This window comes from Pseudomonas sp. GNP013 (assembly GCF_054343995.1).
On the sequence record NZ_JBTGUT010000001.1, the window covers coordinates 414,210 to 437,685 of the forward strand.

21 protein-coding genes and 1 other RNA gene are annotated in these 23,476 nt (G+C 57.5%); 13 read left to right on the top strand and 9 right to left on the bottom strand.

Annotation, left to right across the window (positions count from 1 at the left end; translation table 11 throughout):
• The first annotated feature begins 2 nt into the window (after positions 1–2).
• The 4 genes from ACXX81_RS01920 to ACXX81_RS01935 are packed head-to-tail and all read left to right on the top strand — an operon-like array spanning position 3 to position 4,606.
• Complete coding sequence (locus ACXX81_RS01920) at positions 3–2,048, top strand: hypothetical protein (RefSeq protein WP_458571125.1); 2,046 nt, start codon at positions 3–5, stop codon at positions 2,046–2,048.
• On the top strand, positions 2,045–3,004 hold the full coding sequence (locus ACXX81_RS01925) for a hypothetical protein (protein ID WP_458571126.1): 960 nt from the start codon (positions 2,045–2,047) through the stop codon (positions 3,002–3,004). Before ACXX81_RS01920 ends, ACXX81_RS01925 begins: the two co-directional genes overlap by 4 nt.
• Positions 3,001–3,699 carry a DUF6339 family protein gene (locus ACXX81_RS01930; protein ID WP_458571127.1) on the top strand — a complete coding sequence of 233 codons (699 nt, stop codon included), beginning with the start codon at positions 3,001–3,003 and terminating at the stop codon, positions 3,697–3,699. The genes ACXX81_RS01925 and ACXX81_RS01930 overlap by 4 nt, the downstream gene beginning before the upstream one ends.
• Entirely contained in the window at positions 3,692–4,606 is a 915-nt protein-coding gene (locus tag ACXX81_RS01935; RefSeq protein ID WP_458571128.1) for a PD-(D/E)XK motif protein, read from the top strand. Before ACXX81_RS01930 ends, ACXX81_RS01935 begins: the two co-directional genes overlap by 8 nt.
• A gap of 71 nt (positions 4,607–4,677) precedes the next feature.
• Here the strand turns inward: ACXX81_RS01935 and ACXX81_RS01940 are convergent, their stop codons facing one another.
• Positions 4,678–5,136 (bottom strand): very short patch repair endonuclease, encoded by a 459-nt coding sequence (locus ACXX81_RS01940; protein WP_458571129.1) that lies wholly within the window; start codon positions 5,134–5,136, stop codon positions 4,678–4,680.
• Between the two features lie 287 nt (positions 5,137–5,423).
• Here ACXX81_RS01940 and ACXX81_RS01945 point away from each other — a divergent pair, with 287 nt between their 5' ends.
• Complete coding sequence (locus ACXX81_RS01945) at positions 5,424–7,106, top strand: DNA cytosine methyltransferase (protein WP_458571130.1); 1,683 nt, start codon at positions 5,424–5,426, stop codon at positions 7,104–7,106.
• Positions 7,107–7,319: 213 nt separating this feature from the next.
• Here ACXX81_RS01945 and ACXX81_RS01950 read toward each other — a convergent pair whose 3' ends face one another.
• From ACXX81_RS01950 to smpB, 6 genes are all read right to left on the bottom strand, one after another.
• Complete coding sequence (locus ACXX81_RS01950) at positions 7,320–8,138, bottom strand: hypothetical protein (protein ID WP_458571131.1); 819 nt, start codon at positions 8,136–8,138, stop codon at positions 7,320–7,322.
• Between the two features lie 308 nt (positions 8,139–8,446).
• Entirely contained in the window at positions 8,447–8,626 is a 180-nt protein-coding gene (locus tag ACXX81_RS01955) for a DUF6538 domain-containing protein (RefSeq protein ID WP_458572561.1), read from the bottom strand.
• 161 nt (positions 8,627–8,787) lie between these two features.
• Positions 8,788–9,184, bottom strand: a transfer-messenger RNA (tmRNA) gene (ssrA, locus tag ACXX81_RS01960).
• Positions 9,185–9,278: 94 nt separating this feature from the next.
• Positions 9,279–9,560 (bottom strand): PA2433 domain-containing protein, encoded by a 282-nt coding sequence (locus ACXX81_RS01965; RefSeq protein WP_338488341.1) that lies wholly within the window; start codon positions 9,558–9,560, stop codon positions 9,279–9,281.
• Positions 9,561–9,696: 136 nt separating this feature from the next.
• Complete coding sequence (locus tag ACXX81_RS01970) at positions 9,697–12,507, bottom strand: FAD-binding and (Fe-S)-binding domain-containing protein (protein ID WP_458571132.1); 2,811 nt, start codon at positions 12,505–12,507, stop codon at positions 9,697–9,699.
• Between the two features lie 192 nt (positions 12,508–12,699).
• Positions 12,700–13,182 (bottom strand): SsrA-binding protein SmpB, encoded by a 483-nt coding sequence (gene smpB, locus ACXX81_RS01975; RefSeq protein WP_003235073.1) that lies wholly within the window; start codon positions 13,180–13,182, stop codon positions 12,700–12,702.
• A gap of 167 nt (positions 13,183–13,349) precedes the next feature.
• Between smpB and ACXX81_RS01980 the strand changes: the two genes are divergently transcribed.
• Positions 13,350–13,784, top strand: coding sequence for a type II toxin-antitoxin system RatA family toxin (locus tag ACXX81_RS01980; RefSeq protein ID WP_003235071.1), 435 nt, complete (start codon positions 13,350–13,352; stop codon positions 13,782–13,784).
• The gene (locus tag ACXX81_RS01985) at positions 13,777–14,079 is read left to right on the top strand and encodes an RnfH family protein (protein ID WP_458571133.1); all 303 of its coding nucleotides are present in this window, start codon (positions 13,777–13,779) and stop codon (positions 14,077–14,079) included. Before ACXX81_RS01980 ends, ACXX81_RS01985 begins: the two co-directional genes overlap by 8 nt.
• A 63-nt stretch (positions 14,080–14,142) precedes the next feature.
• Here ACXX81_RS01985 and ACXX81_RS01990 read toward each other — a convergent pair whose 3' ends face one another.
• Positions 14,143–14,673 carry an outer membrane protein assembly factor BamE gene (locus ACXX81_RS01990; protein ID WP_057008727.1) on the bottom strand — a complete coding sequence of 177 codons (531 nt, stop codon included), beginning with the start codon at positions 14,671–14,673 and terminating at the stop codon, positions 14,143–14,145.
• A 98-nt stretch (positions 14,674–14,771) separates the two neighbouring features.
• Here ACXX81_RS01990 and fur point away from each other — a divergent pair, with 98 nt between their 5' ends.
• The gene (gene fur, locus ACXX81_RS01995; RefSeq protein WP_003194220.1) at positions 14,772–15,176 is read left to right on the top strand and encodes a ferric iron uptake transcriptional regulator; all 405 of its coding nucleotides are present in this window, start codon (positions 14,772–14,774) and stop codon (positions 15,174–15,176) included.
• A gap of 88 nt (positions 15,177–15,264) precedes the next feature.
• Here the strand turns inward: fur and recN are convergent, their stop codons facing one another.
• The gene (gene recN / locus ACXX81_RS02000) at positions 15,265–16,938 is read right to left on the bottom strand and encodes a DNA repair protein RecN (protein ID WP_209984939.1); all 1,674 of its coding nucleotides are present in this window, start codon (positions 16,936–16,938) and stop codon (positions 15,265–15,267) included.
• Positions 16,939–17,192: 254 nt separating this feature from the next.
• Here recN and grpE point away from each other — a divergent pair, with 254 nt between their 5' ends.
• From grpE to carA, 5 genes are all read left to right on the top strand, one after another.
• Positions 17,193–17,753, top strand: a complete 561-nt coding sequence (gene grpE, locus ACXX81_RS02005) for a nucleotide exchange factor GrpE (protein WP_003235061.1) — start codon at positions 17,193–17,195, stop codon at positions 17,751–17,753.
• A gap of 102 nt (positions 17,754–17,855) precedes the next feature.
• The gene (gene dnaK / locus ACXX81_RS02010; protein ID WP_231422619.1) at positions 17,856–19,772 is read left to right on the top strand and encodes a molecular chaperone DnaK; all 1,917 of its coding nucleotides are present in this window, start codon (positions 17,856–17,858) and stop codon (positions 19,770–19,772) included.
• A 317-nt stretch (positions 19,773–20,089) separates the two neighbouring features.
• On the top strand, positions 20,090–21,214 hold the full coding sequence (gene dnaJ / locus ACXX81_RS02015; protein ID WP_003235057.1) for a molecular chaperone DnaJ: 1,125 nt from the start codon (positions 20,090–20,092) through the stop codon (positions 21,212–21,214).
• A gap of 9 nt (positions 21,215–21,223) precedes the next feature.
• On the top strand, positions 21,224–22,030 hold the full coding sequence (gene dapB, locus ACXX81_RS02020; RefSeq protein WP_209984936.1) for a 4-hydroxy-tetrahydrodipicolinate reductase: 807 nt from the start codon (positions 21,224–21,226) through the stop codon (positions 22,028–22,030).
• A 259-nt stretch (positions 22,031–22,289) separates the two neighbouring features.
• A complete protein-coding gene (carA, locus tag ACXX81_RS02025) occupies positions 22,290–23,426 on the top strand; it encodes a glutamine-hydrolyzing carbamoyl-phosphate synthase small subunit (RefSeq protein ID WP_003235052.1) in 1,137 nt (378 codons plus the stop codon).
• Positions 23,427–23,476 lie beyond the last annotated feature (50 nt).

Sequence of the window (23,476 nt, forward strand, 5' to 3'; positions counted from 1 at the left end):
CCATGAAGTATTACAGCCTCCCACTGCAGCCCATGCAGGAGTCCGGTGCGTTCCTGCTTCGCGCGCTGCAGAATGAAGAAACGCCTTTGCTGGACTTGCTGGTACGCGAATCCGTTCAGAACGCGCTCGACGCAGGGCGCAAAGGTAATCAGGAACTGCCGGTTTCAGTGGATTTCCATATCCGCGAGCACTCGCTGGAGGCCATCGCCTCCATCTTCAGTGAAGGGCTGAACCTGCAGATGCTCGGAAAACGCTATCCGCGTACGCCGAAACTGCTTGAGATCCGCGACTCAGGTACTGAGGGGCTGACCGGGCCGATGACCTTCGACAGCGTTGGAGCCAATGGTCAGCATGGCAATTTCCTGAAGCTCGTGTTCGAAATCGGCCGGACTCGCACGGATGAGAGTGCGGGTGGTTCGTGGGGATTGGGCAAGACCTGTTACTTCCGCATGGGGGCAGGCCTTGTTGTCTACTACAGCCGGATCGAGACATCCGGAGGATATGAAGAGCGGCTGGTGGCTTCGCTGGTCGAAGATGAAAACAGTGTCGACCGCTTGCAGCTCACGACGCAAACCGGCATTGCGTGGTGGGGAGCGAATGACAGACTGCAAGCAATCACTGCGCCGGAGCACATCCACAATATCCTGAGGGCATTGGGTGCCCAACCGTTCAGCGGTAAAACAACCGGCACGGCAATCATCATCCCATTGCTCAAGGAAAACCTGCTGTCCGTGTTCGACCACGAAGACAGGTCGGCGCCGTGGTGGCACAGTAGTTACGAAGATTACGTAAATGTTGCGATCCAGCGCTGGTTCAGTGCGCGCCTGGATAACCCCTTCTTCGCCAGTGGTAGATACCTGAGTGCTTCGGTTAACGGTATGGAGATAGCTAGCGCGGATATGTTGCCGATATTCCGGGCCAGTCAGTGCTTGTATGACCGCGCAATAGGAGAGGCGCCTGAAGAGGCAGATTATCTGACGGCCAGAGGTCTCAAGAGCGACGATGTGCTTTGCAAAGCTATCCAGTTGCGAGGTGAGTTCGTGGGCTCCGGTCACGCGGGCTGGCTGCTTGGCGTGGCGTTGACCTCACGTCAATTGCAGATGGAGGCGCCAGACAACGCCCCCAGCCCGGAAACCTGTATCTTCTCTAGGCCAGGAAGCGGCGCTCCCCATCGACCGATGGTGACATTCATGCGCTCACCTGGAATGAACATCTGTTGGGATGACAGTATCGATTCGCGAGGCTGGGCCGGTGGGTTCGCCGGTTTTGCAGACGGCCGACACGTTGTGGCGCTTTTTGTGCCAGATTCGGAACAGGAGCTCCTGCCATCCGCAGCCCGAGGGTTACGCTCAAGCATACAGAATCTCGAAGGTTATCTAAGGAGCTGCGAGCGTGCGGACCATGCCGCGTGGGTGGACGTGAACGGAGGGCGGGTTGTTGAAAAGATTCGTGGCCAGTGTGGCCGAATCTTGAAGGATTTCGGCGTACCGTCCCAGCCCAGCGTAACCGTCAAACCTTCGATGCGTATGTCACGCAAACTGGCCGAACTCGTGCTGCCCAGCCGTGGGTTTGGCGGGGATGGGCGGTTTGGCAAAGCGGCGCCGCCTCCGTCCATCGGCCAAGGTTCCAGAAAAGGCGCTGTGGCTTCGCCCGAATTGGAGGTAACCGAAGTCAAGCATGCGGCATCCGCCATCGTCATGAAATGGTGCTTGAGGTGGGGGCTGATGCAGCCAGACATATCCAGAGAAATCACCGTTTCCGTGGATTCCGAATCCGGGCCGATCCCTTTAGAGGCATGGTTTGTGAACGGGCTCGGCACGTTTCCGTTTCGACTGGAATCACCCCTCATCAGCAGTGCGACCCCTTCTGTAAAATGCACGGAAATGGCCGACGGAACCTATGTCAGGCTCTCGGTCGATGCGGCGTCTGTTCAACCGGGGCTGGTGCTGGAGGGGGAGCTTCACGTCAGGATAAATGAACCTGGTGGCAAGTTATTGCGGCCGGTGGTCGGTGTGCGGATTTCGGATTCCAATGGAGCCGCGCAATGAGTACTCGGTTGCCGCTATATCGAATGCTGAATGCGCCACTCGGCGGCGCAAGCGATTCGGAAGTGCTCTTTGTTTTCCGGTCACATGATGGCCTTGATCCGGGTGCGACGGAGGTGAGTGGCGATCAATACGCCTTGGGCAAGGACAGTGACTGGAACCCGGCCGAACATCCCTTGGTGGTTCAATCCTTGATCGAGCGGGCTCCGCTTCTGGAAGCCATCTTCGGTCCCGAGGGTGTGGCGAACACCGACACTGAAGTGTTGCTGGCACTGGAATGGGCATCGGCAGATTCCTGCTGGCGAACGCTTGGGCCCGTTCATGGCCTGCGTTACGAAGAAGCAGGCAGCGGTGTGATGCTCAACATCGAATTGGAGCCCGGGACCGTAAGAGGGAGCGGTTTTCTATCTGTTCAGGCGTTTCTAGGCCAATCCAAAGCAGAGTTCGTTCCCGGATTTGCGCATCACCTAGGTGCACGACTGGGTCCTTTGGCACAACCGATCGAAATCATCATCGACGGTGACGGCTCCCTTTTCCCTGTGGTGGAGGAGTCTCTTGGCGCAGACGGTCCACTGTGGGAATTGAAAGCTTGCTGGAGCGATCCGCAGGATGAGCCATTCTCCAGCGACTATGTCGCTTTGGTACTCAACAATGCCCACCCGCATTTTGAGCAGTTGCGCGACCGTCGGGCCCTGAATATCGAGCAGTCGCCGTTGATGCGCCAAGTGTTCGCAGCCTGGCTCGCCCTGGTCATTGCGCAGGTCAAAGTAGACATGGGTGCACAATTCGATACATATCAGGACGGGCTCGATACCGATGAAGGTATTGCGAGTATTGCGGATGCAGTGCATACGTTCATTCGAATGGGTGATCTGAATACAGCCTCGCTTCCTGAATTGTTCATATCCACGCAATGCTGGCTTGATCGCCGGATTCGGGCACTGGAGAACGCGGTATGAGTTTCCCGACACTGAATCTCAAACTGTCGCAGCGCCACTTTGACGAGATGGTCAAAAGCGGTTCATTTCTCCACGAAGTTTTCAGTCCGGAAATGGAAGAGGTACGCCGCAAACTCTTTGCAATTGTGTCGATGTATGACCCCATTGCCAGAAGCAATGCCTCAGGCCCTGGGGCCTATGACATGAAAGTTGGCCTTGCCCTGTACCAGGTCTTGGGAGAGGCTGGCATGGACATTCGCACCGCCGCAGATGACGGCTGGTGGCGCTATTTATCCTTGCGTGTACTGCCTGATCTGGTGAAAAATCGTTGGGACAGCGCACCACCCGTGCGTTACTGGAAAGGCCGAAGCCGCATCTGGTTACGGGCGTTGTGGTGGACCGTTCACCTGACGTGGCAGGGCACCGAGGAAAACACTCGAAAGGTGTTGGAGAGCGTGACTACCGATACGGTCGTACAACTGGTTGAGCGCCCAGGTAAGGGCGGTTTCAGGATTGATCTGACGCGCTTGATTTTCAGGATGCGATGGCTGCGTAAACCCTCCCAGGATCAGTTCAGGGCAATCATGAAGCTCAATACGGCGCAGATCGTGCTCAAGGAACCCGTTTTCTGCGAAGGCGGTTTGTTCGGCTACGTCGATGCACTGTTTGCCGATGTAGGATGCGCACCCATTGGTATTAATAGCGAACATGACTGACTTGTTGAAAGAGATTCAGGGAGGCTTTGCCAACCTCGACCAGAGTGGGCGGATGTTGCCCATCAAGGCGATGCCAGCAGCCTGCCCTGCGTGGGTATTTCGTGAAGGCGACAGGTTCGGCGTTGCCGTTGAGTGCTCTGCCCCCCTAGAGATCTCGGAAGGGTTCGCCGGCGCCAGGCTCCGGACAGTGGAGCGGGTGATCGCGGGACAGCAGAGGCGCTTTCTGCGGTTGGAGTCGTCCATTGAATGGCTCCGCAACGAGTTCGGGGTGATCTGCGAGCATATGGTCAGCGTCGAGCCCGGCATCGCGGTACGGCAAGCGTTGCTGGCTGATCCTCTGGTTTGGTGGGAAAGGTGGCGGCACCTGCTGGGGAATGCGCTGGTCGACAAGCATGGCTATGACGTGCTCGCTGAACTGCTGGCTCTGGAGACGCTGGTTATTGGAGGGGGGGCCTATGAGTGGAGCGGCCCTTTCGGAGGCGTAGTTGACATTAGAACTCCAACGACCGACTACGAAGTCAAGTCAACGATCAGCCGTTACGGGAGCGTGATCAACATTTCTGGGCAGTTCCAGCTGGCCGCCTCATCGGGTAAGCCGCTACAACTGATTCACTTCAGGTTTGAGCCGGTCGATGAAGGTCTGTCGATTGATCTCGTTTGCGATCGTCTCGTTGCACTCGGCATCGATGCCGCCGTGCTGGAAGGAGCATTGCAGCGTCTCGGCATGGAGGCAGGGTGTTCGGCACGAAAAGAAGCATACAACCTGCTCGAGGCACTGTCCTATTCGGTTGATGACAGTTTTCCCCGGATAACGCCTGCAAGTTTCATAGGTGGAGTATTACCCGCAGGCGTTGTTCAGTTCGAGTACAGCGTTGATCTTTCTGGTCTAAAGTCCAAACTGCTATAGAGATTGACTCAGGTTGCGTAACGGTTCGATGGAGGTTCAGGATTGCCGGCTTGGTAGCCCGAGCGCCCCGGTCAGATGGACGGCGCTGTATGGAGAGCGGGCCAGGAAATATAACGTTGATCGCAATCCGGCACGGCCTCCAGAAGCCATTGGATCTCTGCTTCCGGCCTGCGGATTCCGCACTCCCAGAGTTCGAAGACGCGCCAACCCTGTTGCAGCAGTTCGTCCCTGTTTCTTATATCTCGCTTCACGTTCTGCTCGAACTTTGCGCGCCAGAAATCTTCGCGAGACTTGGGATTGGTCGCGTACCGGCATCCGGGGTGCCTGTGCCAGAAGCAGCCATGAATGAATAAGCAGAGGCGGTAGCGAGGTAACACCACGTCCGGGCGACCGGGAAGCTGTCGTGGGTGCAATCGATACCTGAAGCCATGACTGTGCAGCAGCTTTCGAACCTTCATCTCCGGGATTGTATTGCTGCCGCGGATGCCGGCCATCATGCGAGATCTGACTTCTTTGCTGACTACGTCCACCGATCACCCTCCAGATGTGCCTGCTCTTGCTGAGTTACGACCTTTGAACTGCGCTAGCGCTCCCGAGGCTTATATAAATCGCTGGTTTTCTCGCCGGGCGCAGAGTAGTGGACAACGATTTAGCTGCGTATGGACCATAATTTGAGATTGCCATTTCCGCCGAAAAACTTTTAGTTGGCAATCGTCGTGAGCGCGGCTAAAGCTGCGCTGGTGGGCCAATCCTGGTAAAGTATTGCTGCTCGGCTAACTATGCTGTTGCCATTCCTGTTTTCTTGACTGATGAGCCCATGACTCAATACCAGAACACTCTTTTCCCGCCGAGGGCGACCGCCGAGCCAGCTGTTGCAGTTGAGGACGCTATCCAGATCGTTGACCTTTTCGCGGGCCCTGGCGGACTGGGTGAGGGTTTTTCATCCTCCGGTGATGGCAATCGATTCGACATCATCGTTTCCGCCGAAATGGACCCTGTGGCCAGGAAGACACTTAAACTGCGCGCCTTCTATCGCTTGCTCAAGCGCGAGTATCCCAAAGGGCTTCAGGACTACTACCGGTACTGCAATGGTGAGGCCGCAGAGCCTAGCACTCCTGAAACGAGAGATTTCTGGACCCGAGCCGAGGAGGAAGCACGGCAGATCACCTTGGGATCGGAGGCAGGCGACTCTGAGCTAAATGAACTCATCGACGCCAGATTGAATAAAGATGGACGTCCCTGGGTCCTCATAGGCGGCCCTCCATGCCAAGCGTATTCAATCGTTGGTCGGGCTAGAAATCAAGGCAAGCAGGGTTACGTCGCTGAGAATGATCATCGGCATTTTCTGTATAAAGATTATCTGCGTATCATCAAGAATTATCGCCCTACTGTTTTTGTCATGGAAAATGTCAAAGGGATATTGTCTTCCAAGGTTGGGGGTGAAGGGATCTTTGCGCAGATTCTCAGAGACCTAGTGGACCCTACCCAAGCATTGGATCATGTAGAGGGCGGGCAGAAATACAAGATCTGTTCTCTGGTTTCAGAAGAGTCGATCAGCTCTGCTGATTGCATCGGGAGGGTAAATCCGAAGTCTTTTATCATCGAAGCAGAAAAATACGGGATTCCACAAGCTCGCCATCGAGTCATTCTTCTGGGAATAGCGCTCGACGAGCACGGTAATACCCCATTTCATGACCTCCTGAAAACAGCCGACCCGGTATCGGTCAGACAAGCCATCGGTGGTTTGCCCAAGCTTAGAAGCAAGCTGTCGCGGCGTTCGGACTCCCAAAAAGATTGGTACCGAGCGGTTACCGACGAAGTAGACGATTTACTGCGTCACGCGGAAATGGAAGATGGCAAACTGATTGCGCCTCTGCGAGCTACTCGTCAAGCACTTTTCAATGCTCCTCAGAGTTCTGGCGGTCTGCGAGTGCCTAAGGAGCAAGGTCTAGGCAGCACGGGTATACCTACCCTTGATGCCTGGTACCAAGACGCCGATATCAAATACTGGATGAGCCACGATGCCCGCGGACATATGCAGTCCGACCTGCGGCGATACGCGTTTGCAAGCACCTTTGCTGAGCACAACAAGTATTCGCCAAAGGGCCATCAGCAATTTTCACTGCCTGGCCTTGCTCCCGCTCACAAGAACTGGGAAAGCGGTAAATTCAGTGATCGCTTCAGGGTGCAGCTCGCAGAGCTTCCGGCAACGACTATCACCAGCCATATCTCGAAGGATGGCCACTACTTTATTCACTACGACCCTGCGCAATGTCGTAGCTTGACCGTTCGCGAGGCCGCGCGGCTTCAGACCTTCCCAGATAACTATTATTTCGAAGGGAATCGAACCCAGCAGTACCACCAAGTGGGCAATGCGGTACCGCCTTTATTGGCAAACAAAATCGCGGAAATTGTTTATGACGTTGTGTGTCGGCGGATTGCCGAACGTCAAGATATTATGAAAAGACCTGCACAAAGTGAATCACCACTTCTGCTGTAGACGCTAACTGACAGCTTTTGGCCCACAGTGTGTAGCAACGCGCTCAAGGTTCAGTAAGGCCATATTGAAGTTTTCAGACTGTGTAGGCAATGTGCTATTCACGCTGACTATGAGGCAATGGGGGTGATGGATTTGGCGCCGGATGCGTTTGATCTTGATTGGGGCAGTAATCGGCTGAGGCAGGTAAAGGTCTGATTGCCTATCCGTGTACCTTTACTTCGGGCGGATCATGCCTCTGAGATTGCTTTCACGCACGACTGCACCTACTGCGAAGCGCGCGATGAGCGATTCAACGATCTCCATCGTGCCTGGCGGCGCTAGAGGTCCTACCAAAATTTCCGCATTCGTCAGCGCTTTGTGATCGAGCTTCAGGTCGACGTAAAGAGGATTAGGGATTCCTCTTATGAGATCGACGCCCTTTTGATGCCAGATTTTCCTGGATTCAATATATGCAGATGCTTCGCCGGTGTACGGCTCCGTGGGGCCCGGCGCGGCGACCATTACGAACCGATGCTCCTGCTGAAACGCCCATGAGTCAGACTTCAAGAATGCGATCTCAGTGCCTTCACCATGGAGTGTGATTTCGTTTTCACTGGATACGGTAGCGAATCGCCCAATCGCAGCGGATACGTCCGGCACGTAGCTCACTGGTTGACCGAATGTTTGTCTCATCTGAGGCGTAGGAAGTAGCGTTATGTTGGCGGCGAGCATCTCTTCAATACTGTACGGCGCTTCAAGATCAAGAAACTGAAAATTCTCGTGCCACCTGATATCGATTGGACGCCAGATGAAGGGGTCAGAGCGGAGGGAAAGGCGAACACCCCGCATAGAGTCTCCGTACATCGCCCACTGCGGAATGCTTTCCTCGTCGGCGGCTGACCAGCAGCTTGCAAACATCCGCGCCCCGAGAGGAAATGGGCCCAGCGACCGGCCTTCGGTTATGTCATCAAACTGGTCTAAACGAGTGAAGCGTAAAGTCTGGTGCCTAAGTATCAAAGCCAACGTGTTCACTGCCGTGTAGTGATGCAGCATCGGTGCAATTCCCTGCGAGGTCGATTCCGAGTTGTACGAGTGAGATGAGACCCAGCCTGCCTCCGCAGCCCGTCCATTGCGGGCATGGCCATGTAGGACCGCTAGCGTAGCGTTGCTGTCATGAGCATAGTCGTCGCCCAGATGGTACGCGGACGTTTCAGCCGGTGACTAGTGATACCTTTCGTCAGGTCTCTCCAAATCGATCCACGCTCTTGAGGGGCCTGCGGCCGCAATTCGGCTTCGCCCCATACCCCGCGCTGATTTTCGCCGGTGAGTTCGTTAAACAGCTTTCACTCCTCCTCTGAGGGCTAGTAGTCGTGTTGTGCCGTCATGCTCAATACTTGATCAAAAACTGATTCTAAGCGCACAGCATGCTGCCTAGCACGCTTCACGGCCAGCCTCTGGCTGTCGGTTTTAAGTGACCGGCGAATCTCGCGTTTACCCTGGAGCAGTTTACGAACGGGGGGCCGGAATGACCATCCGGAAATAGTAAGTTCCGTGACGGTTGAGCGATAGGTAGTAGGGTAGTAGTTTCACGATGAGCACCGGTTGATGCCTCACCAGAGTGTCACGCCTTGGTGGCGCACTAGCTAAAAATGCTAGCTTCTGACAGCACAACGCCCCGAAAACGGGGCGCTGTGTAAGGATATGGTGGAGCCGGGGGGATTTGAACCCCCGTCCGCCAGTACTCCGCTGTCGGTACTACATGCGTAGCCGTTTCTATTAAGTTAACCCTCAGCGACCCGAAGGGCAGGGTGCTTTGGGCGAGTTGTGTAAGTTTTAGCCGCTTCGTCCACAACGTACTGCACGGCGATTCTGTTCTATATGACAATCACTTTGGGTTTACAGACATCCCCTGGTGATTGCTGGACCCGAAGGTACCAGAAGCTCAGGGCTAAGGCTGCTTACGCAGCGAGAGCGAATTCCTGGCCGTAGTTTTCGTCATTGGCAACTATAAGAAGTTGCAACAGTGGATTTACGAGTTCTGTTACCAACTCGGCATGCACCTAAAGTTTCGCGACCGGCGTCGAATCCTAAACGGCCCCGTGCTTGTAACTCGTTGTTTCTTAGTGAGTGACAAGCCTGTGCAGTGTACGTCAAATGCTCACGGAAGGCCAACCCGAAGGTTGGCCCTCTCGCTTACTGACCGCCTTTGTCGCTGTTTTGCAGGTCCTGCAGGGCCTTGGAGCTGATCTCGATGCACTTCTTGTCATCGCCAGCTGCATGAGCCGCCTTGGCCTGGGATACGGCAGTGTCGATTTCGCCGCTTTTGCCGCTGGTGTCGGTGGCGAGCAGGGCTTTGCCGTTGTTGATTTTGTCGAGGTTGATCTGGCACAGGTCTTTGTCATTACCCGCGGCGAACACAGGGGACGCCAGCATCGCAGCGGTAACAAACAAGCCAGCAAGAGCGGAACGCTTCATGGGGTATCTCCTTGCGCAAAAGGGCTCGACGCTGCTGGCGTTGAACGGCGGCCAGCGACATCACTGATGAGCCTCGTTCGTCGAGGCCTATGCAGATGACTACGCCAGTGCGCAGGGGTTCTGTTTTTTTGCGGGTTTAATGTGTGCGTGCTTTTGTGACGCGGTCAACGAGGTACACCAACCCATGGTAGTCGATGCCGCCATGTTGGCTCAGGCCGATTTCGCAGGTGCGGCTGGTGGAAATGCCTTCACTGCAAGAGTGCACCGCCGTCTTGAGTGAGCGCAGGGCGTGGGCGTTGAGTTCCGGCGTGGTGAAGCCTTTGTCGCCGGCGAAACCGCAGCAGTGGATACCTTCCGGAATGACCACGGTGTTGGCGCAGCGTCGGGCAAGGTCGATCAGTGCTTGGCTTTCGCCCAGGTGTTGAGTGCTGCAGGTGACGTGCACGGCGATTGGCGCTTGCTGAGGTGTGAAGTCGAGGCGGTCCATCAGGTGGGTGCGGATAAATCGTACGGGGTCGTAGAGGTCCAGGCGTGTTTCGCCCAGGTCTTGCACCAGGCGCAGGGTGCAGGGGCTGGTGTCGCAGTAGATCGGATCGAGGCCGCCACGGCTGGCCTGGAGCAGGGCGCCGATCAGTTCCTGGCGCTTGTGATCGGCCTGTTCGGCGTAGCCTTTGGAGGCGAAGGGTTGGCCACAGCACAGGCTGTCGAGGTTGTCGGGGATGACGACTTGGTAACCGGCTTTTTCCAGCAGGCTGCGGGTTTTGTCGTACAGCGACATTTGCTCTTTATCTGCCGCCGCCGGCCCCATCGCGCGTGAGACGCAAGCGGCGAGGTAGACCACGCGCGGACGTCCGTCGGTGGCTGCGGGGCTGAAGCGAATGGTTTTTTCCGGTTGCGGCATGGCAGTGGTCCACTGCGGAACCTGTCCCTTGGACAACCTGGTCATCTGCGCCGACAACTTTGCCAGGCGCGGGGCGCCCAATAGCATGCGCGCGCCGTTGGCGACATGCAGGGTGAATCGCATGCCTTGCAGCACAGTAGCGAAATGGTTGGCGAGCCATTCGGCAGTTTTCCTGCGGTCGGCGTCTCGGCTGCGCAGCTTTTTCATCAGGTCACCGGTATTGATGCCTACAGGGCAGCGCTGGGCGCACAGCCCGGTGGCGGCGCAGGTGTCGATTGCTTGGTACTGGTAGGCGGCTTCGAGTTCGGCGGTATCCACGCCCGCGCGTTTCCTGGCCTGGATGTCACGCCAGATCACGATGCGCTGGCGCGGACTCAGGGTCAGGCCATTCGACGGGCACACCGGCTCGCAAAATCCGCACTCGATACACTTATCCACAAGCTCGTCGGCAGCCGGCAGGGGCTTGAAGTGCTTGAGATGGATTTGCGGGTCTTCGCTGAGCACTACGTCCGGGTTGAGGATGCCATTGGGGTCGAGCAGGCGCTTGAGCTGCCACATCAGTTGATAGGCCTCGCTGCCCCATTCCAGTTCGACGAATGGCGCCATGTTGCGGCCGGTGCCGTGTTCGGCCTTCAACGAGCCGCCGAATTCCACGGCCACCAACTGCGCCACGTCATCCATGAACGCTTGATAGCGTGTGATTTCTTGCGCGCTGTTGAAGCCTTGGGTGAACACGAAGTGCAGATTGCCCTCCAGGGCGTGTCCGAACAGGATGGCTTCGTCGTAGTGATGTTTGTCGAACAGCGCGATCAGACGGTTTACGCCGATGGCCAGTTGCTCGACCGGGAAGGTCACGTCTTCGATGATGACGGTGGTGCCGGTCTTGCGCACCGCCCCGACGGCGGGGAAGGTGTCTTTGCGGATCGCCCACAGCCGGGCGTTTGCCACGGGGTCTTCAGTGAAGTCGACCTGCTTCTCCACCGCAAAGGGGGCCAGGGCCTTCATGATCAGCGCCAGTTGCTCACGAAGTAATGACGGCGACGCCGCGCGGGATTCAATCAATAGGGCGCAGGCTGTTTCCGATAGGTGCTGTACGAATTCGGGCATGCCTGGCTTGTTTTGCACGGAGCGCAGGCTGCGTCGGTCCAGCAATTCCACCGCGGAAACTGGCTGGGTTTTCAGGGCGGTTACGGCGTTGCAGCAGGTCTCGACATTCGGGAATACGATCAGCGCCGAGGCTTTGTTCGGATGGTCGACCACCGTGTTGTAGGTCACGGCACTGATAAATCCCAGGGTGCCTTCGGAGCCCACCAGCAGGTGGCTGAGGATCTCCAGTGGGTCATCAAAATCCACCAGAGCGTTGAGTGACAGGCCGGTGGTGTTTTTCAGGCGGTATTTATGGCGGATGCGTGCGGCCAATTCGGCATTCGCCCGCGTCTGGCGACCGAGTGTCGCCAAGCGTTCAAGCAGCGCGCCGTGCCGATTGCGAAATGCCGTGACGCTTGCCGCGTCTTCGGTGTCCAGGCGGCTGCCATCGGCCAACACCAGGCGAATGCCGGCGAGGGTGTGATAAGTGTTCTGCGCCGTACCGCAGCACATGCCGCTGGCGTTGTTGGCGACGATGCCGCCGATTTTGCAGGCATTGATTGACGCCGGATCCGGCCCGATCTTGCGCCCAAACGGGGCGAGCCAGGCATTGGCCTGGGCACCGATTACGCCTGGCTGCAGGCGGATTTGCAGGCCTTGCCCGCGAATCTCGCGGCCGTTCCAATTGTCGCCCAGGACGATCAGCACCGAATCGCTGATGGCCTGCCCGGACAGGCTGGTTCCCGCTGCGCGGAATGTCACGGGTACGCCATCGCGTTGCGCCCATTGCAGCAGCGCGACCACTTCGTCTTCCGACTCGACGCGGATCACCAGGTGTGGGATCAGTCGGTAAAAACTGGCGTCGGTGCCGAAGGCGAGGGTAGAAAGTGGGTCGTCGAAACGCCGATCTTTCGGGATCAGTTGTGCGACATCGCTCAGGAAAGCAGCAGGCAGACTCATCGATCCTCCAGAAACAGCAGACGCCGGAGACGCTGTCCGGTGTCGATTCCTATCCTGTTACGCGCAGGTCATCAGCATACCGGTGAACCGGTAAGTGTGCGCTGGCGTTATCGGGAGCTGTATCGGGAGGAGGTCTGTGGGAGGCGAGGGCATGTAGCCACGGGAGGTTCCCGGGGCTACGCCGTGACAAGGTTAGTCTTCCTTGCCTTTGTTGCGTACGGCGCGATGCAGCTCGCGATTGGAATCGCGCTCACGTTCGGTGTCGCGCTTGTCGTATTCCTTTTTACCCTTGCCCAGCGCAATCTCGCACTTGACCAGGTGCTTGCTCCAGTACCAGGACAGGCAAATGCAGGCATAGCCTTTCTGTTGCACGGCAGCGGCGAGCTTTTCCAGTTCGCGGGCGTTGAGCAACAGCTTGCGTGTGCGTACCGGGTCGGCAATCACGTGAGTGCTCGCGGTGGTCAGCGGGGTAATATGACTGCCGAGCAGCCACGCCTCGCCATCCTTGAGCAGCACATAGCTGTCAACCAACTGCAGCTTGCTGGCGCGCAGACTTTTTACTTCCCAGCCGGCCAGGACCAGACCAGCCTCGAAACGGTGTTCGATGAAGTAATCGTGTCGCGCCTTTTTATTTTGCGCGATGGTCCCTGTAGGGTGTTTCTTTTGTTTAGCCATAGGGGCGGCATTATAGGGAGTTGCGAGCGTGTCGGCTACGGTCAAGCTGCGTGCTTGAGCGTGTTGAGCGAATCCCGGACAATGCGGGCAGTTCTTTGGTTTTTTTCTCTCGCGGATTGGGCTGTTTTTTTCGCGATGTTTGTCTCAGCAGTGGAAATAACGCTCACATGACGACGCATATTCAACGTTCGGCCCTGCTGCCTTATCCGGCGCAGGCGCTCTATGACCTGGTCAACGACGTGGCGCGTTACCCGGAATTTCTACCCTGGTGCTCGACCGCTGAAGTGCTGGAAGGCAGTGACGAGTACATGGTTGCCAGTGTTGGCGTCGCCAAGGGCGGCCTTAGCCAGCACTTTGTCACGCGCAATATCCTGGTGCCTGGCAAATCCATCGAAATGAATCTGCAGGAAGGCCCTTTTACGCAATTGCATGGCGTATGGGTATTCAAGGCATTGACCGAGAAGGCCTGCAAGATCAGCCTGGATCTGTCCTTTGATTACGCCGGGCCGATTGTGCGGGCGACGTTGGGGCCGCTGTTCAATCAGGCAGCGAATACGTTGGTCGACGCCTTCTGTGAACGAGCCAAGCAACTGCATGGTTGAGATTGAAGTGGTGTATGCCACCGCCGAACGCCAGGTTTTATTGGCTGTAAGCGTGCCGGTCGGTACTTGTCTGCGGGCAGCCGTGCAGGCGTCGGGAATGGCTGCGCAATTTCCTGAAGTGGAGCTTGCCGATTGCCCGTTGGGGATTTTTGGCAAGGTGGTGACGGATGCCGAGACTCGCCCTGTGCAGTCGGGTGACCGCATCGAGATTTATCGCCCGCTGCTGGCAGATCCCAAGGAAGTGCGCAGGCTGCGCGCGGCCAAGGCTGCGCTGGCCAGACAGAGAAACGACTAGGCTTGCCAATTGGCAGGCAACAAAAAGCCCGGCATGCCGGGCTTTTTATCGAGCGCCGCTAACTTACTGCGGGCTGGTGTCCAGAGGCTGTGGCGACGGGACTGGAACAGTTTCCACACCGTCGACGTCTTTCTGGATCTTGTCCAGCAAAGAGCCAGGCTTGGCCGGTACTTCGGACTTGGGCTGCTCACTTTGCTGCGCGGGAGCAGGCACAGGTGCAGTGCCGGTGTCCTTGCCAAGCAGGGCTTCATCACGGCTTACGCCAGGCATGAAGTCACCGGAAAGGCTGACGAGCTGATCATTGCCATTGAAAATTACGCTGACGCGTTCCTGCTGGCGTTCACCGCCACCCGGTTGAAGGCTGTACAGATAATCCCAGCGATCGGCATGGAAAGTGTCGGTCAGCAGGGGGTTACCCATGATAAACCGTACTTGCCGTCGGGTCATTCCGGGGCGTAACTGGTCTATCATGTCCTGCGTGACGACATTGCCCTGCTGGATGTCGATTTTGTAAACCCCGGGGAATGAACAACCGGCGAGTGCGAGCAGTCCCACAAAGGTGAAACTGGTTAGCAAGAGCTTGGTGTTTTGCATCGGTGGGCGACTTCCACTATCTTGGCTGGGACAACGTAAACGCCGATCATACCCGTATTAAGAGAAGCTGCGAAGCAGCATCCGCGAGAAAGCTAACCATGGTTGAAAATAGCGAACTACGCAAAGCCGGTCTCAAAGTGACTCTGCCTCGAGTCAAGATTCTACAAATGCTCGATTCTGCTGAGCAGCGCCACATGAGTGCCGAGGATGTCTACAAGGCGCTGATGGAGTCTAACGAGGACGTAGGCCTGGCCACGGTTTACCGTGTGCTGACCCAGTTTGAAGCCGCAGGGCTGGTGGTTCGCCATAATTTCGACGGCGGTCATGCAGTGTTCGAACTGGCTGACGGTGGTCATCACGACCACATGGTTGACCTGGATACCAATGAGGTTATCGAGTTCACCAGTCCGGAAATCGAAGCCCTTCAGCACAAGATCGCTGAGGAGCATGGCTTCGATTTGGTTGACCACAATCTCGTGCTCTACATACGTAAGAAAAAGTAAAAGTCGTTGCAGATTCGCTCTGCAAAACGATAGAAGGCGACCCCAGGGTCGCCTTCATGCTTTCTATAGGAGGGAGAAGAGACTCAACTCAAGCCTTGGCCGCTACCACCATTTTCTTCGCGTGAGCCAGAGACTCCTTGGTCAAGTCGATGCCGCCGAGCATTCGCGCCACTTCCTCCACGCGCTCGGACTTGTTCAGCTTGGACACGGCCGTATGGGTCGCATCACTGCCTCGGACTTTATGCACAAACAAATGCTGATGGCCCTGGGCTGCCACTTGCGGCAAGTGAGTCACGGTCAGCACCTGGCCGCGATCTCCAAGCCGACGCAACAACTGGCCGACAATTTCTGCAGTTGGGCCGCCAATCCCCACGTCTACTTCGTCGAACACCAGCGTCGGTACGCGTGACGTTTGTGCGGTGATGACCTGGATCGCCAGGCTGATGCGTGACAACTCACCACCGGACGCCACTTTTGCCAGAGCCTTGAGCGGTTGCCCAGGGTTGGCGCTGACCAGCAGTTCCACCTGTTCCAGGCCGTGAGGCTGCAGTTCGTTGTTGGCATTGGCGCGAAGCTCGATCACGAAGCGGCCGCCCGGCATGCCCAGTCGCTGGATCTCTTGTTCCACTGCACCGGCCAGGCGGGTGGATGCCTGCTGGCGAAGCTCGCTCAGCTCCCTGGCCTTTTCCTGATAATGCCGGGCGAACGAAGCGAGTTCATCGCCCAGCCGCTCTATGGATTCATCATTGGCGTTCAGTGTTTCGATTTCATCCATCAGTTTCTGCTGCATCGCAGCCACTTCACTGGGCTGGATGCGATGTTTGCGCGCCAGGGTATAGATAGTGTCCAGGCGTTCTTCGATTTGCTGCAGGCGTGCAGGGTCGGCATCGAAGTGGTCGAGGAAGCGGTTGAGTTCGCCCACGGCTTCCTCGACCTGGATCTGCGCACTGGTGAGCAGAGTAGTGGCTTCGCTCAGCGAGCCGGATGCGTTGTTTACGCTTGAAAGCCGATTGAGGCTGGCCGTGAGTGCATTCAGTACGTTACCCGAATCACTCTCGCTGCATTGCTCGACCACCTGGCGGCATATGCCCAGCAGGGTCTCGGCGTTCGTGAGGTTTTTGTGTTCCTGTTCCAGCTGTTCCAGTTCGCTTTCGCCAAGACTCAGGCTTTCCAGTTCTTCAAGTTGATAGCTGAGCAACTGGTGGCGAGCACGTTGCTCGTCGCCGGAGTTTGAGAGGCGCTCCAGCTCCTGGCGGGTCTGACGCCAGCGCTGGGCGGCCAGTTGGACCTGGCGCGCCAGTTCGGTGGCGCCTGCGTATTCGTCGAGCAGCCGGCGATGGGTGTCGGTTTTCAGCAGCGACTGATGTTCATGCTGACTGTGGATGTCGATCAGCAATTCGCCCAGGGCCTTCAAGTCGCCGAGGGGGCAGGGCGTGCCATTGATATAGCCGCGCGAACGCCCTTCGGCAGTGATGACCCTGCGCAGGATGCAGGGGCCTTCATGGTTCAGGTCGCGCTCGGCCAGCCAGGTTTCGGCCTCGGGGATGTCCGCCAGGTCGAAGGTAGCCAATATGTCGGCCTTGTCTGCACCGGGGCGCACCACGCCACTGTCGGCACGGTCGCCGAGTGTGAGGCCCAGGGCGTCGAGCATGATCGACTTGCCGGCGCCGGTTTCGCCTGTGATTACGCTCATCCCGCGATCCAGTTCGAGATCCAGGTGTTCAACGATGGCGTAGTTATGTACGGACAGGTGCACGAGCATGACGGCCGCTCCCAGGCTTTAGGTCTGGTTATTTATACAGTGTTTTATTCGGGCCTGACAATCCTCCCGCTTAGCTCGATTTGCTTGGTCAATCGTTTTTTTTAGCGCAATGCAGAATGAATACGCAGGAAGTGTGCATGAGTGCGCGAAAGACTTTTGGTAACGAACGCGCTCTTGAACCTGAAAATTGTGGCCCCATATACCGGAACAGAAGCGCGAGTTGAGTTCGCGCATGATTTTGAAAGGAGAAATCTATGGCTGACGAACAGACGCAGGATACGCAAGCGCCAGACGCCAATTCGGCTGTCGGCGATGAACTGGCGACTCGTGTGCAAGTGCTCGAAGAGCAATTGGTCGCCGCGCAGGACCAGTCTCTGCGTGTTGCCGCCGATCTGCAGAACGTCCGCCGCCGCGCCGAGCAGGATGTGGAAAAGGCACATAAATTCGCGCTGGAAAAATTCGCCAATGACCTGCTGCCGATCATCGACAGCCTGGAGCGTGGGCTCGAATTGTCCAACCCGGACGACGAAAACATCCGTCCGATGCGCGAAGGTATTGAGCTGACCCTGAAAATGTTCCAGGACACCCTGAAGCGTTATCAACTGGAGGCGATCGATCCGCAAGGCGGCGAGCCGTTCAACGCCGAACATCACCAAGCCATGGCCATGCAGGAAAGCCATGACCTGGAGCCTAACAGTGTGTTGAAGGTGTTCCAGAAGGGTTACCAACTTAACGGTCGCTTGCTGCGCCCGGCAATGGTGGTGGTCAGCAAGGCACCGGCACCGGCTGCACCTTCTATTGATGAGCAGGCTTGAAATCCGCCGCAAGGCCCCCATTTATAAGTCAAGCGTTTAAGTGCTACCGCAGTTAGCCACCACTGCTGCGGCATCCAAATTCAAGTTTCGGGAGAGTAAATCATGGGCAAAATTATCGGTATCGACCTGGGGACCACCAACTCCTGCGTCTCCGTGCTGGAAAACGGCGTAGCTAAAGTTATCGAAAACGCCGAAGGCGCGCGTACCACGCCGTCGATCATCGCTTACGCCAACGATGGCGAAATTCTGGTGGGTCAGTCGGCCAAGCGTCAGGCTGTGACCAACCCGCACAACACCCTGTACGCGGTGAAGCGTCTGATCGGTCGCAAGTTCGACGAAGAAGTCGTGCAGAAAGACATCAAGATGGTCCCGTACAAAATCGCCAAGGCTGACAACGGTGACGCCTGGGTTGAAGTGAACGGCCAGAAAATGTCGCCGCCGCAAATCTCGGCTGAAATCTTGAAAAAGATGAAGAAGACTGCCGAAGATTACCTGGGCGAAACAGTCACCGAAGCGGTGATCACCGTTCCGGCCTACTTCAACGACAGCCAGCGTCAGGCGACCAAAGACGCCGGCCGCATCGCGGGCCTGGACGTTAAACGTATCATCAACGAGCCCACCGCAGCCGCTCTGGCTTACGGCATGGACAAGGCCAAGGGCGATCACACCGTGATCGTTTATGACCTGGGTGGCGGTACCTTCGACGTCTCCGTGATCGAGATCGCGGAAGTGGACGGCGAGCACCAGTTCGAAGTGTTGGCCACCAACGGCGACACCTTCCTGGGTGGTGAAGACTTTGACATTCGTCTGATCGACTACCTCGTTGACGAATTCAAGAAAGAAAGCGGCATGAACCTCAAAGGTGACCCGCTGGCCATGCAGCGCCTGAAAGAGGCGGCCGAGAAAGCCAAGATCGAACTGTCTTCCTCGCAGTCGACCGATGTGAACCTGCCTTACATCACTGCAGACGCTACCGGTCCAAAGCACTTGAACGTGAAAATCTCGCGCTCCAAGCTCGAAGCTCTGGTTGAAGACCTGGTTCAACGCACCATCGAACCTTGCCGCATTGCGCTGAAAGATTCCGGCATCGATGTGGGCGCGATCAACGACGTCATCCTCGTCGGCGGTCAGACCCGTATGCCACTGGTGCAGAAGCTGGTGACCGAGTTCTTCGGCAAGGAAGCACGTAAAGACGTGAACCCGGACGAAGCTGTTGCCATGGGTGCTGCCATCCAGGGCGCGGTATTGGCGGGTGACGTTAAAGACGTGTTGCTGCTGGACGTCAGCCCGCTGACCCTGGGTATCGAAACCATGGGCGGCGTGATGACCGCGCTGATCGAGAAAAACACCACGATTCCTACCAAGAAATCCCAGGTGTTCTCGACTGCCGATGACAACCAGGGCGCCGTGACCATTCACGTGCTGCAAGGTGAGCGTAAGCAGGCTGCGCAGAACAAGTCCCTGGGCAAGTTCGACCTGGCCGAGATTCCACCGGCACCACGCGGCGTGCCGCAAATTGAAGTGACTTTTGACATCGACGCCAACGGCATCCTGCACGTCGGCGCGAAAGACAAGGCCACCGGTAAAGAGCAGAAGATCACCATCAAGGCCAACTCCGGTCTGTCTGATGAAGAAATTCAACAGATGATTCGTGATGCTGAAACCAACGCTGAAGCGGACAAGAAGTTCGAAGAACTGGCCGGTGCCCGCAACCAGGGTGACGCGCTGGTTCACTCGACTCGCAAGATGATCGCTGACGCTGGCGACAAAGTGACCGCTGAGGAGAAGGCCGCGATCGAAGCTGCCGTGGTTGCCCTGGAAGCTGCCGTTAAAGGTGACGACAAGGCCGCCATCGAAGCGAAGGTCGAGGAACTGTCGAAAGTCTCCGCGCCGGTTGCTCAGAAAATGTACGCCGAACAAGGTCAGCCGGCCGAGGGTGCTGCGCAGCACGCAGAGCCTGAAGCCAAGCACGATGACGTGGTTGATGCCGAGTTCGAAGAAGTCAAAGACCAGAAGTAACAGGTCGTCCGGTTGACCGCTTTCCAGCGGTGACTGGTAGGATGTCGCCGCGCGGGAGCTTGCTCCCGCGTTGGCGTGTCTGGGGTATGCGAATTTTTACAGCATGCGACAGCGTTCGGATGCTGGCGGTGTGATCGGGAATGCTCCTGCTTTCCGAGCAATAAATACCGCGCTTTTGGCCGGCTGCCTGGCTAAAAAGCAGTAATGACCAGGATCGTTGAATTGACGTGAGTTGGGTCCGGGCCTGTATTGGGGCTCAACGAGTTTGGCGGGGCTCAGGAGGGTCTGGCCGAACGTCCTTAAGAGTGCAAAGACTTATGGCAAAGCGTGACTATTACGAAGTGTTGGGCGTGGAGCGTGGCTCCAGCGAGGCGGACCTGAAAAAGGCCTACCGTCGCCTGGCGATGAAGCATCACCCGGACCGTAATCCGGACAGCAAAGAATCCGAAGAGATGTTCAAGGAGGCCAATGAGGCCTATGAATGTCTGTCTGACCCCAACAAGCGTGCAGCCTACGACCAGTATGGTCATGCAGGCGTCGACCCAAGCATGGGCGGCGGCGGTGCCGGCTTTGGCGGGCAGAATTTCTCCGATATTTTCGGTGATGTGTTCAGTGACTTCTTTGGCGGTGGCCGCGGTGGTCAGCGCGGTGGCGCCCAGCGTGGCAGCGACCTGCGCTACACCCTTGAGCTGAACCTTGAAGAGGCCGTGCGTGGTACCAGCGTCAATATTCGTGTGCCGACGCTGGTCAACTGCAAGCCGTGCGATGGTTCGGGTGCCAAGAAGGGCTCCTCGCCGATTACCTGCCCGACCTGTGGCGGCATTGGCCAGGTGCGCATGCAGCAGGGTTTCTTCTCGGTGCAGCAGACCTGCCCACGTTGCCATGGTCAGGGCAAGATCATTTCTGATCCGTGTGATTCCTGCCACGGCGAAGGGCGTGTCGAAGAGTACAAGACCCTTTCGGTGAAAGTACCGGCAGGTGTGGATACCGGTGACCGCATTCGTCTGTCGGGAGAAGGCGAGGCGGGTGCCCAGGGCGGGCCTACGGGCGACCTGTACGTGGTGATCAGTGTGCGCGAGCACTCGATCTTCCAGCGCGATGGCAAGCACCTGTTCTGTGAAGTGCCGATCAGCTTTGTGGATGCGGCGTTGGGCGGCGAGTTGGAAATTCCGACGCTCGATGGTCGCGTGAAGCTCAAGATCCCGGAAGGCACCCAGACCGGCAAGCAGTTCCGTATTCGTGGCAAAGGCGTTGCGCCGGTGCGCGGTGGCGGTGCGGGCGACCTGATGTGCCGTGTTGCGGTAGAGACTCCGGTCAATCTGGGCCGCCGTCAGCGTGAGCTGCTGGAGGAATTCCGCAGCTCGCTGGAAGGCGACGACTCCCACTCGCCCAAGACCACGGGCTTCTTCGATGGCGTGAAGCGCTTTTTCGGCGACCTGTAAGGAATGAGTATGCGACGTATAGCCGTGATGGGCGCTGCCGGGCGCATGGGCAAGACGTTGGTCGAAGCGGTGCAGCAGCGCTCGCCGGCGTCGGGGCTGACTGCAGCAATCGTTCGTCCGGGCAGTACGCTGATCGGTGCGGATGCCGGTGAGTTGGCCTCGCTGGGGCGCATCGGTGTGTCGCTGTCCGGCAATCTGGAGCAGGTGGCTGACGAGTTCGACGTACTGATCGACTTCACGCTGCCGGACGTGATGCTGAAAAACCTGGCGTTCTGCCGCAAGGCGGGCAAGGCCATGGTGATTGGCACCACGGGCCTCAGTGCCGAGCAGAAACAGCTCCTGGTGGAGGCGGGCAGGGATATTCCTGTGGTGTTCGCGGCCAATTTCAGCGTGGGCGTGAATCTTTCGCTCAAGTTGCTGGACCTGGCGGCGCGCGTGCTGGGAGATGAGGCGGATATCGAGATCATTGAAACCCATCACCGTCACAAGATCGATGCGCCATCGGGTACCGCGCTGCGCATGGGTGAGGCGATTGCCGATGCGCTAGGTCGTGATTTGTCGAAGGTCGCGGTCTACGGTCGAGAAGGTCATACCGGCGCGCGTGCGCGTGACACGATTGGTTTCGCTACCGTTCGTGGTGGAGATGTAGTGGGTGATCACACCGTGCTGTTCGCCACCGAAGGCGAGCGACTGGAGATCACCCACAAGGCCTCCAGCCGTATGACGTTTGCCAAGGGCGCGGTACGTGCTGCGCTGTGGCTTGAAAGTCGCGAGCCGGGCCTTTACGACATGCGCGATGTGCTGGACCTGCACTAGGCAGTCGTCAAAAAGGGGGCTCAGGACTATTCCTGGGCTCCGTTTTTACCCGCTAAGCGACGCCCTGTCGCATTCCTCTGCCTTCAAGGCTTATTAGCGGTGGACCAAAAAAGGCTTTTTCTGTAACCTACAGCTTTAGTGTGTTCACTAAAAGCGCGCAGAATAATTCAGTGAAGAAGCGGGGTGACGTGTCCATACGTCACTCCGCTTTTTTACAACCTGCGATCGCCCTTTCAGGCTTTATTTACGGGAGGTCTTCTTGACTAAGCCAGCCATACTCGCCCTTGCTGATGGCAGCATTTTTCGCGGCGAAGCCATTGGAGCCGACGGTCAGACCGTTGGAGAGGTAGTGTTTAACACTGCCATGACCGGCTATCAGGAAATCCTTACCGATCCTTCCTACGCCCAACAGATCGTTACCCTGACCTATCCGCACATCGGCAACACCGGTACCACGCCGGAAGATGTCGAGTCTGATCGTGTCTGGTCGGCTGGCCTGGTCATTCGTGACCTGCCGCTGGTAGCGAGCAACTGGCGTAACACGATGTCGCTGTCCGATTACCTGAAAGCCAACAATGTTGTGGCGATCGCCGGTATCGATACGCGCCGCCTCACGCGCATCCTGCGTGAAAAAGGCTCGCAGAACGGCTGCATCATGGTCGGTGACAATATTTCCGAAGAGGCGGCGATTGCCGCAGCCCAGGGCTTCCCGGGCCTCAAAGGCATGGACCTGGCTAAAGTCGTCAGCGTCAAAGAGAAGTACGAGTGGCGCTCCACGGTCTGGGACTTGAAGACCGACAGCCACGCGACCATCGATGCCGCCGAGCTGCCTTACCACGTGGTCGCTTATGACTACGGCGTGAAGTACAACATCCTGCGCATGCTGGTCGAGCGTGGCTGCCGCGTGACCGTGGTGCCGGCGCAAACCCCTGCCAGCGACGTACTGGCCCTGCAACCGGACGGCGTATTCCTGTCCAACGGCCCGGGCGACCCAGAGCCTTGTGACTACGCGATCCAGGCCATCAAAGATGTGCTGGAGACCGAGATTCCGGTATTCGGCATCTGCCTGGGCCACCAGTTGCTGGCCCTGGCCTCCGGCGCCAAGACCCTGAAAATGGGGCATGGCCATCACGGTGCCAACCATCCGGTGCAAGACCTGGACACTGGCATTGTGATGATCACCAGCCAGAACCACGGTTTCGCGGTGGACGAAGCGACTTTGCCAAGCAACGTGCGCGCGATTCACAAGTCGCTGTTCGACGGTTCCCTGCAAGGCATCGAGCGCACCGACAAGAGCGCGTTCAGCTTCCAGGGCCACCCTGAAGCGAGCCCGGGCCCGAACGACGTAGCGCCGCTGTTCGACCGTTTCATCAATGAAATGGCCAAGCGACGCTGACTGAGCGGCCTGCGGGCGGCCCCGGTTTTCGGTGGCCCCCGCAGGCACTT